Here is a 16,318-nt window from a genome sequence, read left to right as displayed (position 1 = left end):
CCGATACCAAATCGTTTCTCACACGAGAACAATGGGGGAAACATGCCTGACAGCATATCGCTCGCCGACAAGCTCGCGACCTTTGAGGACCTCTGGTCCCCGCGCACGATCACGACGTTCAACGATTGCGACGTGATGGTGGTGAAGGTGAAGGGCGAGTTCACCTGGCACAAGCATGACGACACCGACGACTTCTTTCTGGTCCTGAAGGGCAATCTGGACATCGAATTGCGGGATCGCACGGTGACGCTCGGTCCGGGCGAGCTCTATGTGGTGCCCAGAGGTGTCGAGCACCGTCCAGTAGCGCGCGAGGAGGTCCATCTCCTGCTCATCGAGCCGACCGGCACGCCGAACACCGGCGACAAGGCGACCGCCGCGGCGCGCAAGCTTGCGTAGAGGGCAATTCTCCCGGCGCGGGTCTAATCCCTGGAGGCCGCCAGCCGGCTGAAGCGGCCGGCCAGCCTGGCTCTCGCGCGTGCAGCACTGTCCTTGATTGCGCGGGCCAGCGCTCGGATGGCGCGCCAGGCCTCGGTCGCCTGCAGCCACGCCTTTGCCGCGGCGTATTTTCCGTAAGCCCAGGCAAACGCTGGAATTCGCATCAGCTTGTCGCGCGTGAGATGAAAGAGGCGCTCGACCAACACCAGCTTGAGCAACTCGCCGACAATGAAGGTCACAACGCTGCTGACGAACTGACCGGTCGCGGCGAGATAGGCCGCCACGGGCTTGACCGGCTCCAGAATGATGACGGGCACCGAGAATAAAGCGAGCGATGGATAAGGCGGTAGCCCCCTGATCCAGGCGCGCAATCGCCTGAATTCGAAATGCCGCCCGATCCAACGCGCTATTGGCCGCGCCACGGCCATGAAGACCGCATCCAACACGAAGTAAATGGCAGCCAGCACGTAAGTGACGGGTTTCAGGATTCGCTTCACGATCGCTCTCCTGGCAACTGAAAGCCGCAACCTTGACCTAAGTTTCACCTCGGCGTGAATAACTCGGGGATTTCCGGTGGAACTTTTGAGGCGACGGGCACCGTGACTGGACTAGGACGTGGACTCATTAACGCGAAGCCATAGCCTGATCGAGGCGAGCTGAACGAAAGCAAGATACGGGCTGAAGCAGATCGGATCGCTGCGATTGCTCTTTGGCGGGATGTTGGCCCACGCGCCCTTCTTCATCGCAAGTTCTCTGATCCAGTCGGCGTCATAGCCACGGTCGGCGAGTAACATTGCCCCGGATTTCAGACGAGACAGCAGTTTTCCGGCTAGTCGAACGTCGTGCGCCTCACCGGGGCTCAGCGCCAGCCGTACCGGCAGACCATTGCTACCGACCACCGCATGAATTTTGCTAGTCACGCACGATTCAAATTTTGTTTTTTGACCTTAAGGGAGGCAAATCTCCGCCCACTTGGTCGTTGTCACGATGCGCGGCGATGAACATGGCGACGGCCGACCGGCAATAGGATTCGATTTCGTTGTGGTCCTCTGCTTTCGCCTGATCGAAGCGTGCAATCATCAGGAGATCGGATCCTTTGAAAAGCGCGGCGAACAAGCGGGCGGACCGGAGAGGATCGGGCACGTTCAGAACCGCCTTCGCGTGCAACTGACGCAACAGGGCCTCGATTTCGGCGATGACATGGGCGGGGCCGGATTCGAAATGGAGCTTGCCTAACGCGTTTTGACTCGTCTTGTCGGCCATGACCATGGCTTCGAGGCTGCGGACGTCTGATCTCAACAGCGTGCGAAGCAGTGATGATCCCACCGCCACGAGCTGGTCTTCGACCGAACCGTCGACGCCTTCAAGAAGGGCCTGTGGTGCAAACAACTGATGGCAGCCGGCCGCCATGGCCGCGCCGAACAGCGCCTCCTTGTTCTCGAAGTGCCTGTAGATGCTGAGCTTGGATATCTTCGCTCGCTGGGCGACCTTGTCCAATGTCGTCGCTTGAAAACCCAACTCCACAAAGAGCTCGCGCGCGGCGTCGATGATGGTTTGGCCAAGCGCCTCGTTGGCGGGCCGGCCGCGCCGGCCCTGGCTGTTTTCGGTCACGGCAATTCCAGTACTTGACAGTATCCTAATTCTTGAATTACGATACCATGAAGTATCTGAAATGTGCAAGCCAGGGGGCAGGGTGACTCCTTCGACGCAACGACGAGCCCTGCTGAAGTTGGCTGCGCTTTCCGCCATCGGCCTCGCCCGCGCTCAGGCCACCGCCAAGCCCAACTCGTCTCCCTCCATCCACAACACGGAGCCCATCACCATGGATGACGTCATCATCATCGGCGGCAGCTTTGCCGGTCTCGCCGGCGCCCTGCAGCTCGGCCGCGCCCGCCGCAAGGTCACCGTTCTCGATACCGGTCTGCCACGCAACCGCTTCGCCGGCCACTCGCATGGACTGCTCGGCCACGATCACAAGCCGCCGCTGGACATCCTGGCGGAGGCGCGGCGGCAGTTGGCGCGTTATCCCGCGATCAAGCTTGTCAGTGCCCGGGCCGACAGCGTCTCCGGCGCCATCGACAATTTCTCTGTCCTTACTGGCGATGGTGAAAGCCTTGCGGCGCGTCGTCTGATCCTGAGCTATGGCGTCGCCGACCAGATGCCTGATGTTCCGGGCTACGCCGAAAGCTGGGGCACGTCCATCGTGCCATGCCCCTATTGCGATGGCTTTGAAGTCGCCGGCCAGCATTGGGGCCTCGTCTGGTCCAGCCCGCAGTCGCACAATCAGGCCAGGCTGTTCCACGATTGGACTGACAAGTTGACGCTCTTCGCCGATGGTCACGACATTCCGCCCGATATCCAGGCCGATCTGGCGCGCCGCAACATACCTCTCATCGATGGCCGGATCGTCGAGATCGCCCATCACCAGGGCCATATCGCCACCGTCAATCTCGATACCGGCCGCAATGTCGCGGTCGACATCCTGTTCGCCAATCCGCGCAACAAGCCGTCCGCAAGCCTGCATGAAGCACTCGGCCTTGCCACCGTGGCTACGCCCGCCGGCATCGTCCTCAAGGTCGACGAACGCCGTCAAACCAGCACGCCTGGCATCTACGCCGCCGGCGACCTCACCACGCCCTTCTTGCCCTCGGTCACCCAGGCATCATCGCAGGGCGCGATGGCGGGTATCTTCGCCCAGCAGTCGATGGTGGTTTGAGAGCGCAGATTGGAGATGAGCATGGCGGTCGAACCGGACAGCGCGGGTGTGCGCTTCCCTCCGCCCTTCGTCTATCTGGGAGCGCTGCTGTTGGGGCTGGCGGCGGAGCGGTTCGTCACCCAGCGCTCTTTCGGCATCGACGGGCGGTTGCTGGTCGCGACCGGCGCGCTGCTGTTCGTTGCCGGCGCGGCGATGATGCTTGCGGCGGCGGGGCTGTTCCGGCGGTTGGGCACCAACGTTCCGCCGTCGCAGCCAACGACCCTGATCGCAACGACCGGCCCTTATCGGTGGACCCGCAATCCCATGTATCTCGGAATGGCGCTTATCTATGCCGGTCTTGCGATCGGCTTCGACGGGCCGATCGCCTTCGCCTTGCTCCCGTTGGTGCTGATCGCGATCCAGACGCAGGTGATCGCCCGCGAGGAGCGCTATCTCGAAGCGAAGTTCGGCGACGACTACCGCCACTACAAGGCCGAGGTTCGCCGCTGGCTCTGACTATTCCGCCGCTGCCGCCTGCGGGGCCACCCGTCGGCCAGCTTTCCCAACGGATCGGCGTCGTTACCCGGAGCAGCTTTCAGTATCTGGAAAGTATCCATCCGTCTTGCAGAGCCGTCGGCTATCCAACAACAGGTGGCATCAATGGTCTACAGTCTAATTGTCGAAAAAGAGATCCGCAGGAGCTTCGATCATGTCAACAACCAGCGTTGGGATGATGCTGCAAAGGGCCTAACACCAAACGCGTATCACTGGGTTGCCGGAAATCATGCGTTGGGGGGTGAGCGACATGGAAAGCAATCGGTGAAGCAGTGGTTCGAGCGCATGGGCCGTGTTTTCCCGAAGCTTCATATAGATATTGAGCAGGTCGAGGTGACGGGTTGGCCATGGAATACCACAGTGTTCGTCAAGTGGCGGGCCAACGCGAGGCTACTTGACGGCCAAAGCTCGTATGTGAACAGGGGCGTCCACGTCTTCAAGTTGCGATGGGGCAAGGTTTATTCGATTGAGGAATATTTCGACTCGCAGGCTGCAGAACGAAGCCTCGCTATCCAAGCTCGTGCTGGTTTGGATGAAGCTGCGGCTGGCCCAATCGTGAGCTAACGCGGATCACTCGTGTGATGCCGCCATCAGCGGACGGCGCCTTATCACTAGTGGAGGCGGGCTCGCTGGAGACGATGGACTTTGGCATCGGATAGCTTCGTTAAGAACGAACCAGAACAAGGATATGTCATGGCACAGCACAATGCCGATCAGATCACCAACTGGAAGGGCCAAAGCGGGGAGCGCTGGGTCGCCCACCAGGCCCGGCTCGACGCTAGGCTGGAGGTGTTCGGTCAGGCCGCGATCACGGCGATCGACGACGCGGTGAAGATGACGTTCGAGGTCGGCCCGCTGTCGCGCGCGCTTGTTGATCAGCCCGACGACATCCGCGCACGCGCCTCGGCCGCGGTTCGTGCCGCCTTCGCGGACTGCCCCGGCGAGCGGTCGGTGATGATCGACGGCGCGACGTGGATCGTCACGGCGCGCAATCCCGCGCAAGCTGATAGCGATTAGCAGGGGGAGACGCCCCTCGCTGGCCTTGATGGCCGCTGCGCTGGCCGGGAAGGATACCGTGGCGCAAAAAGCCGAACCGCCGCGGCCGGTTGTGGTTGCGACCGCGCATTTTGACGCCGAGACCCCGGAGCGGAGCACAGCTGCTTAATGAGTACACAGCCTAGATCTCGGCATAGATCTCCAAGAGATTGCCGTCGGGATCGCGGAAGAACAGCGTGCGATGCCCGAACGACTGATTGGTCGGCGGCGACACCAGCGCAACGCCCTGCCGAACGAGTTCGTCTGCGCATGCATCGACCTCGGCCGCGGAGACCTTGAACGCCAGTTGCAGCGAGGCACTGCCCGGCGGCGTCGGCGCATCGGCGGCGGTCCGGCTCGGCCGCGCCAGCGCCAGCGTGTTGCCGCCGAGGCCGTACTCGATCCAGTTCGGTGACAGCTCGCGCAGCAGAGGAAAGACGAGGACATCCTCATAGAAGCGGCGCATCGCCGCCATGTCGCGCACGAAGATGACGGTGTAGTCGATCCCGCGGATGGCGTTGAAGGGGGAGCGCCGGGTTGGTTCGGGTGTCTGTTCCTTTGTCATCGTGGCCCTTATTCCAAATTGCGGCTCGTAGCCCGCATGAAGCAAAGCGGAATGCGGGGCCGGTGTCCCGGGATTGCGCTTCGCTCCATCCGGGTTACAGGCTCGCAGGGCTATCGCAGCAGCCCGCCACCATAGCGCAGCTCGTAGAGCTGCATGCCATCCTGCCGCGCAATCGTCTCGACGCCGTGGAAACGATCGAGCGCGCCTTCGACCTCGTTGCGGTAGACCATCCCCGCCTGCTCGAACCGGCGCGGTCCGCGGTATGGCTGCTCGACGCTCACAGCCAGCAGCGCGTAACGCAGGAATTTGTAGATCGCGAGGAGAGTCTCCCGATCCCTGATCTCCGCACCGGCGCCACCACCGTAGCTCATCGACCAGATGACGCGGTCGTCCTTCGACACCGTCTCCTGCCCGACGAAAAATCCCATGCCGAAATAGATATCGCGATAGGCATAAGGCGGCGCGCGATGCTCGAGCTGCCTGGAGCCTGCGAGCAGCGGCGCGGCCACCGTCGCGTCGTCGTCGAGGCCGGCATAGGTGCGCCGCTTGGCCTCGACCAGGAAGGCCGCGAGATCGTGCGGGACCGATGGCATCGTTTAGTCCACCAGTTCCGGCCACGGCACGATGGTCGACTTCACCGTCTTCATCGCCATCGCGTCCTTCACCGCCTGCGCGACGCCTTCCTCCGTGAATGGATAGATCGTCTGCATCTTCAGCCAGGGATATTTGCCCGCCGTGCGATAGAGCATGTCGACGCCGAGCGGCAGATCGTTGCCGGTGAAGCCCCAGGAGCCCAGCACGTTGAGATCCTTGGTGCAGATGCGGTGCCAGGAGGTCTCGATCGAGCCGGCATCGGTGAACTGGCCCATCTCGACATAGGTGCCGCCGTCACGCAGCATCTCGATGCCTTCGGGGCCGGCGGTGGGGTGCCCCGAGCAGTCCATCACCAGATCGGCGCCGAAGCCGCCGACGATCTCGCGCACACGCGCGATGCGCTCCTGCGGCGATCTGATCTCCTCGATGTTCACGGTCGCCTCCGCGCCGAACTCGCGGGCCAGCTTGAGCCGCGGCTCCTCCGGCGCGCCGACGCAGATGACGCGCCCCGCCCCCATCTCCTTTGCGGCCGCGACCGCGAGAATGCCGATCGGCCCCGATCCCTGGATCACCACGGTGTCGCCCCAGGAAAAACCACCGGCGCGGCTGGCGCGGTTGAAGGCGCGGATGCAGGAGGTCAGCGGCTCGGACAGCGCGCCGAGACGCAACGACATGTCGTCGGGCAGTTTGTAGATCTTGGTGCCCGGCAGCATCTCGAGATCGACATAGACGTATTCGGCCCAGCCGCCCCACATGTGCGGCGCCTTGTCGAAGCCGAGATAGCGGCCGTAATAGACCGGCGTCAGGCATTTGTTGGCGGTTTGCGGATAATGGATGCAGTAATAGCAATGGCCGCAGGGCATCAGCGGCGGGATCATCACTTTCGAGCCGACCTTGAGCGGCTTGCTCATGAAGTCCTCGGTAAACTCCTCGCCGCACTCGACGATGATTCCGCCAAGCTCGTGGCCGAGCGTGAACGGCCAGGGCAGCGGCTTCGGCCAATGTCCCTTGAGGATATGCAGATCGGTGCCGCAGACCCCGCAGGCGCCCACCTTGATCAGCGCAGCCTTGCGGCCGACCTTCGGCCACGGCACGGTGCGGATGACTGGCTCTGAGCCCGGCCCTGCATGGGTGCAGACGCGAATGGATTGCATTGGCTGTTTCCTCGATGCCCGTCTGTTATGATTGATGGGTGCGGGCTGAGGCAAAGCTATGTGAGATGTACGCGCGTGCCAAGATGCAGGAATTCGTCGCCCGCATGAGCGAAGCGACATGCGGGATCAGCGGCCCCGGATATCGCTGCGCTAATCCGGGCTACGGCAGCTGCCACACACTCTACCGTCATCCCCGCGCAACCGCGAAGCGGTTGTCGCTGGAGGTGCGAAACGTGCGGCGCGTAGCGTCGCACGGGGAGCCTCGAAGGATGGGCTACGGGTTGCGGTCCATCCTTCGAGGCTCACCTTGCGATGCGGACGCATCGCAAGGTGAGCTCCTCAGGATGACGGCGGAGTTCGTGGTGGCAGTGCATGGCAGATGCCCACACACCCAATTGTCTTGAGCCCTCACCCTCGACCGTGTAAGGCGCCGATAGTCCCACCCAGGTGCCCCCCTTGAACCCCCTTCCCCAAAATCCCGTGGCTGCGTCCGGCTCGTTCGCGGCGATGAAGTCGGTGCCGTACCGGCTGCAGTTCGGCTCTTACGTGCTGGCGATGATGGCCGACAACATCGAGCATGTGATCAGCTATTGGGTGGTGTTCCAGAAATTCCATTCGCCGGCGCTAGCGGGTTTTGCGGTGCTGTCGCACTGGCTGCCGTTCCTGCTGTTCTCGGTCGCGGTCGGCGGGCTTGCCGACCGGTTCGATCCGCGCCGCATCATCCAGTGCGGCATGCTGCTGTTCATCGTGGCATCGAGCGGATGGGGCTTCTTCTTCATCACCGACACGATCCAGATGTGGCACGCGATGCTGCTGCTGGTGATCCATGGCTGCGCCGGCGTGCTGTGGCAGACGCCGAACCAGCTGCTGCTCTACGACCTCGTCGGCCCCGCCGACCTGCCGAGTGCGGTGCGGCTGAACGCGATGGCGCGCTATCTCGGCATTCTGGTCGGGCCTGCCGTGGGCGGAATCATCATGCTGACGCTGGGCACCTCGCACGGCATCATCTTCAACACGCTGTTCTATCTGCCGATGCTGCTCTGGCTGTTCTGGGCGCCGGCGCGCGACAGCAGCGTGGCGGTGCGGCGCTTTGCCGTGCGCGGCCTTGCCGACATCGTGCTGACCATCCGCGCCATCGGCACCCAGCCGACCCTGACGGCGATGACCTGGCTCGCCGGCCTCACCTCCTTCATGATCGGCAACGCCTATCACGCCCAGATGCCGGGCTTTGCCGGCGATCTCGGCCATGGCGATCCCGGCGTCTCCTACAGCGTGCTGCTCGCGGCGGATGCGGCCGGCGCGGTGCTCGCCGCTATCGCGCTGGAGTCCTGGGGACGATTGAAAGGCACGCCGCGCACCGCGATCCTGCTGGCGATGCTCTGGAGCGCGGCGCTGCTCGGTTTCGCCACGGTGCGGATCTATCCGGTTGCGATCGTGCTGCTGTTCTGCGCCGGCTTCTTTGAGCTGTCGTTCAACACCATGGCGCAGGCCCTGGTGCAGGTGAATGCCCCGCACGACATTCGCGGCCGCGTCGTCGGTCTTTATAATATGGCGGGGCTCGGGATGCGGGCGTTCAGCGGCATCACGGTCGGGCTGTTTGGCGCGGCGATCGGCATTCACTGGTCGCTCGGGCTGTCCGCCGCGGTGCTGCTGGCGCTGCTGCTCCTGCTGCAGCGGCGGGCGACGAGGCCGGCTTGAGCACCCTCCCGGTGTGGCTTTTCGAACGCATCGTGTCTGTCCGTTTCCGCCGCACCCAATCCTAACGCGGCATTAACCCTATGCACCTTAGGGTCGTCCCGGACTCCGCCCGGGCGGGGGGTCGGGTGTTGAAAATGGCGTTGGCGAACAAAAAATTTCTTCCTGCCGCCGAAGAGCGTCGGCGTTTCCAGCGGGTGAAGGTGCACCTGCTCGGCCGCTACATGCTGCCGGACCGCCGCGAATTCCCCTGCCAGGTGATCAACATGTCGCCGGGCGGCCTCGCGCTGCTCGCCCCCGGCATCGGCAATGTCGGCGACCGCGTCGTCGCCTATCTCGACCATATCGGCCGTGTCGAGGGCAAGATCACCCGCATCATCGACAACGGCTTCGCCATGACGATCGGGGCGACGCCCCGAAAGCGCGACAAGCTCGCCGCGCAGCTGACCTGGCTCGCCAACCGCGACATCCTCAATCTGCCGGAGGACCGCCGCCACGACCGTATCGTGCCGCGCAACCCGATCGCGGTGCTGACGCTCGAGGACGGCACCAAGATGACCTGCCGCATCATCGACCTCTCGCTGTCCGGTGCGGCCATTGCCGCGGAGAACCGGCCGCCGCTGAAATCGACGGTCATGCTCGGCCGGGTCCAGGGCCGCGTGGTCCGAAACCTCGAAGACGGGTTCGCGCTGGAGTTCGTCCACGCGCAGCCGATCGAGACACTCGAAGAGAGCGTTACCGCGCGGTAAAGCGCTAGGACGTCAAAACCCCTGTATTTCCAGCCCCGAAGGCGGCTTCCGCAATGCGGACGCCGCCTTTTTCGCGCGTGATCATGGGCCTCGCGCCGGTTAACGCGCGGCCCGTTTGCACGTTGAAATGGCGGTTCCGCCAGCGTTTCCGCGTTAATCGATAAAATTTGAATCAATTGCAGTTGTTTCAAATTTTACGAGAATTCGATTCAAGTATAGATCGAATTCGCCGCGCCTTTTACTTGTATTCGTCTCGACTTGACTTGACTGACTTAGCGGCAACTCAAAAGCTCCGTGCGAAATGTGGTCCCAACAAGAAACGGGGGCCGCAATGTTTGACTTCAAGGGACAGGGGAAAGGGCTGGCGCTGGCTGCCATGCTCTTCGGGATCAGCGCGGCAGCGCAGGCCGGCGAAGGCCGTCTGCTCTACGCGAGCCTCGGTGACACCACGCGTGCGCCGATCGGCTGGGTCGAGTTCTGCGCGGACAATACCGCTCAGTGCCAGGGCACGCCGGCACAGCCGCGCGACATCGTGATGTCGCAGGCCGCATGGCGCGACCTCGTCAAGGTCAATCGCTGGGTCAACGAGACCGTCAAGCCTTTGACCGACCAGGAGCACTGGGGCGTGATCGAGAAATGGTCGCTGCCGACCGACGGTTACGGCGACTGCGAAGACTACGTGTTGTTGAAGCGCAAGATGCTGATCGATGCCGGATGGCCGCGCCAGGCCCTGCTGATCACCGTCGTGCGCGACAAGAAAGGCGAAGGACACGCGGTGCTGACGGTGAAGACCGACAAGGGCGAGTTCGTTCTCGACAATCAGAACGAGAACGTCGTTGCCTGGACGGAAACCGGCTACCGCTTCGTCAAGCGCCAGTCGCAGAGCGATCCCAACGTCTGGGTCTCGCTGGGCGATACCAAGCCGGCGGTCTCCACCGCCAGCGCCAGAGATTAAGAACGAGACAAGGAGTTACGCGACCCGGTCACATCCCCACCCCTCCCCGTCCCAGACCGGTTCGCGCGCGGCCAGCCATCCCCCAATGGCTGGCCGCAACTTTTGGGGGTTCTGCGATCAGCCCTGTGAGGACCAAGGCACGCGCGCGGCGGTGAAATTGCGCCAGGTGCCTTGCAAGGCGGGCTTGACGCCGATCGATGCACGCGCCTGCCAGCCGGCGATCGCGGCGGCGGCGATGGCGCTGTCGGGCTCGGCACCGAGCCCGTCGAGCAGCGAAGCCGTGACCGCCATGTCGTTGAAGGCGCCGAGCTCCTCCTGCAAACCGGCGAGCCTGCGGGCAAACTTCCTCGCGGACTTGCGATCGGCAAACAGCGGCAGCAGGAACTCGCTGAGATAGCGCAGCCGTTTGGTCGCGAGCCGCACCCGGTGCAGCTCCTCCATCGTGAGCGACTTGAAGCGGCGGCCGCGCTTGAGCACCTTGGCGTACTGCTCCGACAGAATGCGCTGCGCGAAGTTGACGGCGGGCTCGGCGAGCCGGCCGAGATCTTCGGCGGCGACGTCGTTGCGCCAGCCACGCGTCTCGATCCAGTTGCCGAGGCCGATCAGGAACATGGCGCAGCGGCGATCGTCGAGCGCGTGATGCGCCTTGCGATAGGCGTCGGACTGGCGTTCGGCCGCAGCCCGGCCGAGCGCATCGAAGCCGGCGATTGAAGGGCAAGCCTTCGCGATCGTCGGCAAGGTCTCGCGCTGGAACACGTCCCAGTCGCGTGCGGCGGACAGGTCCTGCGCCAGCCAGCGCGCCTCCGAGCGCAGTGCGTCGAGATTGCTGAGCGCGCCGACAGAGCGCATCAGGTCGAGCGCCGATCGAATCCGGCGCAGCGAGACACGCAGCTGATGCACGCCTTCCGGATTGCGCCCGTCCTCGGCCGCCGGCAGCGACTGAAGCACATGGAGGAAGCACGAGCGCAGGATCGTCGCGAAGGCTTCGTCGAGCGTCACCGAAGGATCGAGGCGGAGTTTTCGCGGGCGTCGTGCCGAGGGCGGCGCGCCCGCGGCAAGATCGAAGCCACGCGCCGACTTGCTGCGGATGGACGGCTTCACCGCGCCGTGCTCCGCCAGCCGCAACGCGACCTCGTAGATCGTGCTCGCACTGCCGCTCTTGAGCTCCAGCTCTATCTCGCTCACCGGCAGCGATCGATCGCTCGCCGTGAGCACGCCCTGGTCGAACGCGATCTCGACCGTGCCGGACGGCAGGTCGATCATCCGCGCGTGGCGATGGACGTCGGCGGTGAAGATAGCTTCGAGCGGCTGCGCTTCGAGATGGCTGCGAAGCTTCTCCGGAATGAACGGCATCGCCAGAGCGAGATCGGGCGCAAGCGAGGCTACGCTCGCCTCCCACTCGCCGCGGCGCAGCGGATCATCCGCTGTGTCGGTCTTCACGGTCTGCACGAAGCGCGCGCCGCTCTGGCGAACGCGCAGGCTGAGGCCGCTGCGCCGAAGCATCCGATCGGGCGTGTCATAGTAGACGGATTTGAGGTGTTTTCGCGTGCCCTTGTTGCGTGCATTCGCCGCGATGACCGGAGCGGCGTTGAAATGCGCCATGCGATCGGCATCGACGAGGAGCTTGAGCTCGATCTCGCCGGGGTGCGCGGCAAGGCTCGACCGAGTTGGTTCCGGAGCAGGCGGGGCATCTTGCGATGGCGTCTGATCACTCACAGCGCCCTCGACGATCGCAGGTTCCGCGCCGGGCTCGGCCGGTTCAATCTGCCTGAGAAAGCCGGCGACGACTTGCGTCCTCTTGTTGTCCTTCGGGACAGGATTTCCGTCCGGCGCACTCGAGGTTTTGCGAGCCGGTGTTGGGTCTGATTTCAGCATTTACGATGACATGACAGTTTAATGACAGAGCGACAGCATATAGCCCGTCAGTCCGGCGAGGAATAGTCACGTTAGTCGCGCTGCCTGATCATCGACACGACGTGCCAGACGCAGAAATCCGGCAAGGCTTGTCACAATTCGGCGTGCCATGACGAACTAAATTGGCCCCGAGCGCAGCAAGTGACCGATTTGACGAGCGAAATTCGCTGTTCTCGAAACCGAAACGAACGCATCAGCGAGTTTGACTCATGCTTGCCGAGAAATTCTTCCTGGTCCTGGAGACGTTGAGAAGCCATGCCTCCGACGACAGGCCCGGAATTATGACAAGCCCTGGACGGCCTGCCGCGGTTCCGGAGATCGCGGCCGATTCGCGGCGCAGAAGGCCGGTTGCGGAGGATCGCCCCTAGCAGCGATCCAATCCCGCCACCTCATGCCCTGGCAGGCGCGCAGGATGTGATCCACGCGCGCACTCGTCAGCGTGCGAGGATGTTCTTGTAGACCTTGCCGCCCTTCATGATCACCACAAAATTCCTCGCGGGATCTTCGACGAGCTTGATGTTGTCGAGCGGATTGCCGTCGACCAGCAGGAGATCGGCGAACGCGCCCTCCTCGACCACACCGAGCTTGCCCGGATAGGGATTTCGCGGACCTGACAGGCTCAGCAATTCGGCATTGGCCGACGTCGCCATGGCCAACGCTTCGGCCGATGTGTACCAGCGCGTGAGCGCGGCCAGCATGGCGCCCTGTCGATCCGCCAGCGCCTGCGAGAACAGGACGTCGGTGCCGAACGCGGTCTTGATGCCGTACTTCTTCGCGAGCGCATAGACGCGGTCGGTTCCAGCGACCACCTGCCTCATCTTGTCCTGCTCCGCAGGTCCGAGCGCGGCTGCAGCGGAGATATCCAGGAACGGTTGCGTGCTCAACCAGATCCCCTTCTCCGCGATCAGCTTGGCGCTCGCCTCGTCCATGAGATGACCGTGCTCGATGCATCTGACGCCAGCCGCGACCGAGCGCTGGACCGCGACCGACGTATAGGCGTGCGTCGCAACATAGGTGCCCCAATTGTCGGCGGCTTCGACCGCCGCGCGCAGCTCGGGCTCGGTGAAGGTGGAGACGTCGAGCGGACTAAAGGGCGATGCAACGCCGCCGCCTGCGGTGAGCTTGACCTGCGAGGCCCCTTGCATGAGCTGCTCGCGCGCGCGCACACGCACCTCGTCGGGACTGTCGGCCACCATGCTGCCGCCGATCCGCTCCATGCGGCTCAGCATGCCGCCGATCGTTCGCGGCAGATCGGAGAGCTGGCGGAAGTCGCCGTGACCGCTGGTGACGGTGATTATGGCGCCGGAGGGATAGATGCGGGGACCTGCGACGAGGTCCTCGTCGATGGCCTGCTTGAGGCCGAAGCTCGGCCCGCCCATGTCGCGCACGGTGGTGAAGCCGCGCATCAGCGTGGCCGTCGCCTCGCTGGCGGCGAGCAGGTTGTTGTAGCCGATATCGCCCGCAAGCGCGGCCATCGGCGTCGGGCGCACCAGCATCGCGTGCCAATGCGCGTCGATCAGTCCCGGCATCAGCACGCGGCCGCCGCCGTCGATCACCTGACCGGCGGCCGCGATGTCCGCGGTCGAGATCTTCTCGATCGTGCGATTTCTGACGAGGACGTTGGACGCGGCTGACAGCGCGGCGCTCTTGCCGTCGAATATCCGGACGTTGCGAAACAGGACGGCGGAGTCCTGCTGGGCCGGCGCCGAGGGCGCGCTGCCGAGGATCATTGCAACGGCCGCAGGCAGCGTGGCGATTCCGGACACTCTGGCCGGCATCCTCAAACCCGTCATGGCCGGCCTCCGCTGAGGTGCAGGGCTACGCGAGGGGTGATGGCAGGCACGCAACTTCTGCGTGCCATTTGACGCCGACGTCCGGCCGCCGTCAACTGGCCACCACGGCGGCAAATATGCAGTCCTGCCATCTGCATTGGCGGGAGGTCGCCGCGGTCGGCTCCAATTTGAATCAATGAGATATCGCCGCGTGCGAGATCAGCTGGCGAACGCGCCTCGCTCACGCGCCCGGCACGTCGGCGAGGTTGCTCGCCTCACTCTGCGGCTTCAAGATTGGCCGGCTTCTCGATATCGCCGAGCGGAGACACGGCAGGGCCGTTGAGTGCGGTGCCATCAGGGGCGAATTGCGAACCGTGACACGGGCAATCCCAACATTGCTCGAGCGCATTCCAGTGCACGACGCAGCCGAGATGGGTGCAGCTTGCCGAATGCAGATGCAAATGTCCGTTTCGGTCCCGGCACGCCGCGATCTTCTTCAGGCCGCTGCGGACAAGGCGCCCCTCCCCGGGGCGCAAATGTTCGACGCCCGCGATCTCGCTCGCCGTCAGATACTCCGCGAAATTCTTCAGCGGCGTGATGTTCTCGCTGATGAATTCGCCGATGTTCTTCTGAATCTTGCGGGCCGGGGCGTAGACATCCTCCCACGGGCTCGCGCCGGTCATGACGAGATCCGCAATCAGCATGCCCGCCACCAGCCCGTTGGTGATGCCCTGTCCGGAGTCACCGCTGACGATGAAAAGGTGCTCCTCGCCGGGGCTGCGGCCAATGAAGCCGACGAAATCGCTCGGCTCCAGCACCTGACCTGACCATCGATGAGTGACCTCGCGTAGCGCCGGCAATCGCTCGCGCGCCCAGCGTTCGAGCGCGGCAAGGCGCTGTGCGCCGTCGTCCGCTTCACCGGACTTGTGATCTTCGCCGCCGATGATGACGAGATCCTCGTCCGCGGAGAGCGGTTGAAGCCTGACATAGTGATAGGGATCGAGCGTGTCCCAATACAGCGCATCCTCCAGCGCGCCGGCCGGGATTTTGGCGGCGAGAGCATAAGTGCGGTAAGGCGCCTGCTTGGTATGGATCGCCACCTGCACATTGACCGGCGAGTTCGTCGCGACGACCACGTCGGCGGCGTGGACCTCGTAGCCCGAGGCGGTCGTCACGATCATGTCGCCACGCTCTTGCCGGATGCTTTCAACGCAGGTGTCGCCATAGAGCTGCGCCCCGCGGCGCTGAAGGGCGCCGGCTAGGCCAGCAAGATATCTGGTCGGGTGCAGGCGCGCCTGGCGGGAAAAACGCAACGAACGCACCACACCTCCAGAATGGAACACGGTCGGCTCGGCGCAATCTTCGACGGGGATCCCGAGCTTGCGACAGCAATCCAATTCCTCATCCAGCTCGGATGCTGGCGTTTCGGGCGCCTGCACCCAGTAACCGTCGACACGCCGAAAATCGCAATCGATGTGCTCGTCGCGCTGAATGGCCTCGGCGCGGTCGATTGCGGCTTCGACGCTCTGGTAATAGTGCCGCGCACAATCTGGGCCGCGGACCCTGACCAACTTGCCGTAGCCATCATCGAGCGCCGTCGCCAGATGCGCCGTGGTGCGCGCCGTCATCCCGCTGCCAATGCCGCCGCGGTCGAGCACCGCGACCGAACGTCCATGGCAGGCCAGTTCATAAGCCACCGACAGCCCGGCTATTCCGGAGCCGATGACAACGACGTCTACGCCCACGGTGCGCGACAGCGCGGGGGCATCCGCGACCGAAACATCCATCCAGAGCGATCGCGTGTACTCGTCCCGTACGTTCATGATGCTGCTCCTTCGAAAACAACAAACGATGCGGCATAACGCGAGTTCCTACCCGCCCTCCGCAGCGCAAAGCCATCGAAAGTCACGGCGTTGATTAGGAACCTTCGTCGCGCTCGCGCTTGAACCGGCATGAAAGATCCATCACCCGGGATGCGCAGGGCATTACGTCATGCCCAACTGTACGGACACTTGCTCGTCCGAAATGACAGGCTGTATTACCCAGGAGGTAACCATCCGATCTGCTCGGTGCAGCTGGCACGGGAGATGGTCAGGTCAGGATGGATGACAAAGCGAGGCGGCGACTACGAGATCACTCCGGACGGACAGCTCGCCGCAGAGCGCGCACTCAACCACTGACGCGGGTTCGTGGCTCCGGC

The 16,318-nt window shown here is 63.7% G+C and carries 15 protein-coding genes and 2 pseudogenes; 8 read left to right on the top strand and 9 right to left on the bottom strand.

Going from position 1 to position 16,318, the window contains the following annotated elements; all coding sequences use genetic code 11:
* The first annotated feature begins 42 nt into the window (after window positions 1-42).
* Window positions 43-396, top strand: a complete 354-nt coding sequence (locus GGD62_RS15005) for a cupin domain-containing protein (RefSeq protein WP_183708921.1) — start codon at window positions 43-45, stop codon at window positions 394-396.
* A 23-nt stretch (window positions 397-419) separates the two neighbouring features.
* On the opposite strand, the gene GGD62_RS15000 is transcribed toward GGD62_RS15005, so the two are convergent.
* From GGD62_RS15000 to GGD62_RS14990, 3 genes and pseudogenes are all read right to left on the bottom strand, one after another.
* Window positions 420-932, bottom strand: a complete 513-nt coding sequence (locus tag GGD62_RS15000; RefSeq protein ID WP_018322134.1) for a hypothetical protein — start codon at window positions 930-932, stop codon at window positions 420-422.
* Between the two features lie 111 nt (window positions 933-1,043).
* Window positions 1,044-1,355 (bottom strand): annotated as a pseudogene (locus GGD62_RS14995) (transposase); the annotation flags it as partial.
* A gap of 7 nt (window positions 1,356-1,362) precedes the next feature.
* Window positions 1,363-2,046, bottom strand: a complete 684-nt coding sequence (locus tag GGD62_RS14990; protein ID WP_183708920.1) for a TetR/AcrR family transcriptional regulator — start codon at window positions 2,044-2,046, stop codon at window positions 1,363-1,365.
* Between the two features lie 211 nt (window positions 2,047-2,257).
* Here GGD62_RS14990 and GGD62_RS14985 point away from each other — a divergent pair, with 211 nt between their 5' ends.
* The 4 genes and pseudogenes from GGD62_RS14985 to GGD62_RS14970 all read left to right on the top strand — a co-directional run.
* A complete protein-coding gene (locus GGD62_RS14985; RefSeq protein WP_183709022.1) occupies window positions 2,258-3,151 on the top strand; it encodes an NAD(P)/FAD-dependent oxidoreductase in 894 nt (297 codons plus the stop codon).
* Between the two features lie 21 nt (window positions 3,152-3,172).
* Window positions 3,173-3,646, top strand: a complete 474-nt coding sequence (locus GGD62_RS14980) for an isoprenylcysteine carboxylmethyltransferase family protein (protein ID WP_183708919.1) — start codon at window positions 3,173-3,175, stop codon at window positions 3,644-3,646.
* Window positions 3,647-3,790: 144 nt separating this feature from the next.
* On the top strand, window positions 3,791-4,249 hold the full coding sequence (locus GGD62_RS14975; RefSeq protein WP_183258978.1) for a nuclear transport factor 2 family protein: 459 nt from the start codon (window positions 3,791-3,793) through the stop codon (window positions 4,247-4,249).
* 249 nt (window positions 4,250-4,498) lie between these two features.
* Window positions 4,499-4,702 (top strand): annotated as a pseudogene (locus GGD62_RS14970) (SAM-dependent methyltransferase); the annotation flags it as partial.
* A 160-nt stretch (window positions 4,703-4,862) separates the two neighbouring features.
* Here GGD62_RS14970 and GGD62_RS14965 read toward each other — a convergent pair.
* The 3 genes from GGD62_RS14965 to GGD62_RS14955 all read right to left on the bottom strand — a co-directional run bounded on the left by GGD62_RS14965 (window position 4,863) and on the right by GGD62_RS14955 (window position 7,033).
* A complete protein-coding gene (locus tag GGD62_RS14965; protein ID WP_183708918.1) occupies window positions 4,863-5,285 on the bottom strand; it encodes a VOC family protein in 423 nt (140 codons plus the stop codon).
* A gap of 110 nt (window positions 5,286-5,395) precedes the next feature.
* The gene (locus tag GGD62_RS14960) at window positions 5,396-5,878 is read right to left on the bottom strand and encodes a DUF5680 domain-containing protein (RefSeq protein WP_183708917.1); all 483 of its coding nucleotides are present in this window, start codon (window positions 5,876-5,878) and stop codon (window positions 5,396-5,398) included.
* 3 nt (window positions 5,879-5,881) lie between these two features.
* Entirely contained in the window at window positions 5,882-7,033 is a 1,152-nt protein-coding gene (locus GGD62_RS14955; RefSeq protein WP_092259236.1) for a zinc-binding dehydrogenase, read from the bottom strand.
* 507 nt (window positions 7,034-7,540) lie between these two features.
* Between GGD62_RS14955 and GGD62_RS14950 the strand changes: the two genes are divergently transcribed.
* The 3 genes from GGD62_RS14950 (at window position 7,541) to GGD62_RS14940 (ending at window position 10,432) form a co-directional block, all read left to right on the top strand.
* Complete coding sequence (locus tag GGD62_RS14950; protein ID WP_183709021.1) at window positions 7,541-8,731, top strand: MFS transporter; 1,191 nt, start codon at window positions 7,541-7,543, stop codon at window positions 8,729-8,731.
* A 134-nt stretch (window positions 8,732-8,865) separates the two neighbouring features.
* Complete coding sequence (locus GGD62_RS14945) at window positions 8,866-9,477, top strand: PilZ domain-containing protein (RefSeq protein ID WP_026202686.1); 612 nt, start codon at window positions 8,866-8,868, stop codon at window positions 9,475-9,477.
* Window positions 9,478-9,808: 331 nt separating this feature from the next.
* The gene (locus tag GGD62_RS14940) at window positions 9,809-10,432 is read left to right on the top strand and encodes a transglutaminase-like cysteine peptidase (RefSeq protein WP_177237231.1); all 624 of its coding nucleotides are present in this window, start codon (window positions 9,809-9,811) and stop codon (window positions 10,430-10,432) included.
* 117 nt (window positions 10,433-10,549) lie between these two features.
* On the opposite strand, the gene GGD62_RS14935 is transcribed toward GGD62_RS14940, so the two are convergent.
* The 3 genes from GGD62_RS14935 to GGD62_RS14925 form a co-directional block, all read right to left on the bottom strand.
* Window positions 10,550-12,307 (bottom strand): CYTH and CHAD domain-containing protein, encoded by a 1,758-nt coding sequence (locus tag GGD62_RS14935; protein WP_183708916.1) that lies wholly within the window; start codon window positions 12,305-12,307, stop codon window positions 10,550-10,552.
* Between the two features lie 473 nt (window positions 12,308-12,780).
* A complete protein-coding gene (locus GGD62_RS14930) occupies window positions 12,781-14,139 on the bottom strand; it encodes an amidohydrolase family protein (protein WP_409333946.1) in 1,359 nt (452 codons plus the stop codon).
* Window positions 14,140-14,393: 254 nt separating this feature from the next.
* Window positions 14,394-15,941 (bottom strand): FAD-dependent oxidoreductase, encoded by a 1,548-nt coding sequence (locus tag GGD62_RS14925; protein WP_183234699.1) that lies wholly within the window; start codon window positions 15,939-15,941, stop codon window positions 14,394-14,396.
* Between the last annotated feature and the right edge of the window lie 377 nt (window positions 15,942-16,318).

The organism is Bradyrhizobium sp. ERR14, from assembly GCF_014198235.1.
GTDB lineage: Bacteria > Pseudomonadota > Alphaproteobacteria > Rhizobiales > Xanthobacteraceae > Bradyrhizobium.
Note: the sequence above shows the minus strand (reverse complement) of the source record. Positions and strands in the feature narration are given on the sequence as shown.

What these genes read in the sequence shown, in the direction of transcription:
- GGD62_RS15005 (WP_183708921.1), top strand. Translation starts at nt 43, where the DNA reads ATGCCTGACAGCATATCGCTCGCCGACAAGCTCGCGACCTTTGAGGAC.
- GGD62_RS14985 (WP_183709022.1), top strand. Translation starts at nt 2,258, where the DNA reads ATGGATGACGTCATCATCATCGGCGGCAGCTTTGCCGGTCTCGCCGGC.
- GGD62_RS14980 (WP_183708919.1), top strand. Translation starts at nt 3,173, where the DNA reads ATGGCGGTCGAACCGGACAGCGCGGGTGTGCGCTTCCCTCCGCCCTTC.
- GGD62_RS14975 (WP_183258978.1), top strand. Translation starts at nt 3,791, where the DNA reads ATGGTCTACAGTCTAATTGTCGAAAAAGAGATCCGCAGGAGCTTCGAT.
- GGD62_RS14965 (WP_183708918.1), bottom strand. Translation starts at nt 5,285, where the DNA reads ATGACAAAGGAACAGACACCCGAACCAACCCGGCGCTCCCCCTTCAAC.
- GGD62_RS14960 (WP_183708917.1), bottom strand. Translation starts at nt 5,878, where the DNA reads ATGCCATCGGTCCCGCACGATCTCGCGGCCTTCCTGGTCGAGGCCAAG.
- GGD62_RS14955 (WP_092259236.1), bottom strand. Translation starts at nt 7,033, where the DNA reads ATGCAATCCATTCGCGTCTGCACCCATGCAGGGCCGGGCTCAGAGCCA.
- GGD62_RS14950 (WP_183709021.1), top strand. Translation starts at nt 7,541, where the DNA reads ATGAAGTCGGTGCCGTACCGGCTGCAGTTCGGCTCTTACGTGCTGGCG.
- GGD62_RS14945 (WP_026202686.1), top strand. Translation starts at nt 8,866, where the DNA reads ATGGCGTTGGCGAACAAAAAATTTCTTCCTGCCGCCGAAGAGCGTCGG.
- GGD62_RS14940 (WP_177237231.1), top strand. Translation starts at nt 9,809, where the DNA reads ATGTTTGACTTCAAGGGACAGGGGAAAGGGCTGGCGCTGGCTGCCATG.
- GGD62_RS14935 (WP_183708916.1), bottom strand. Translation starts at nt 12,307, where the DNA reads ATGCTGAAATCAGACCCAACACCGGCTCGCAAAACCTCGAGTGCGCCG.
- GGD62_RS14930 (WP_409333946.1), bottom strand. Translation starts at nt 14,139, where the DNA reads ATGACGGGTTTGAGGATGCCGGCCAGAGTGTCCGGAATCGCCACGCTG.
- GGD62_RS14925 (WP_183234699.1), bottom strand. Translation starts at nt 15,941, where the DNA reads ATGAACGTACGGGACGAGTACACGCGATCGCTCTGGATGGATGTTTCG.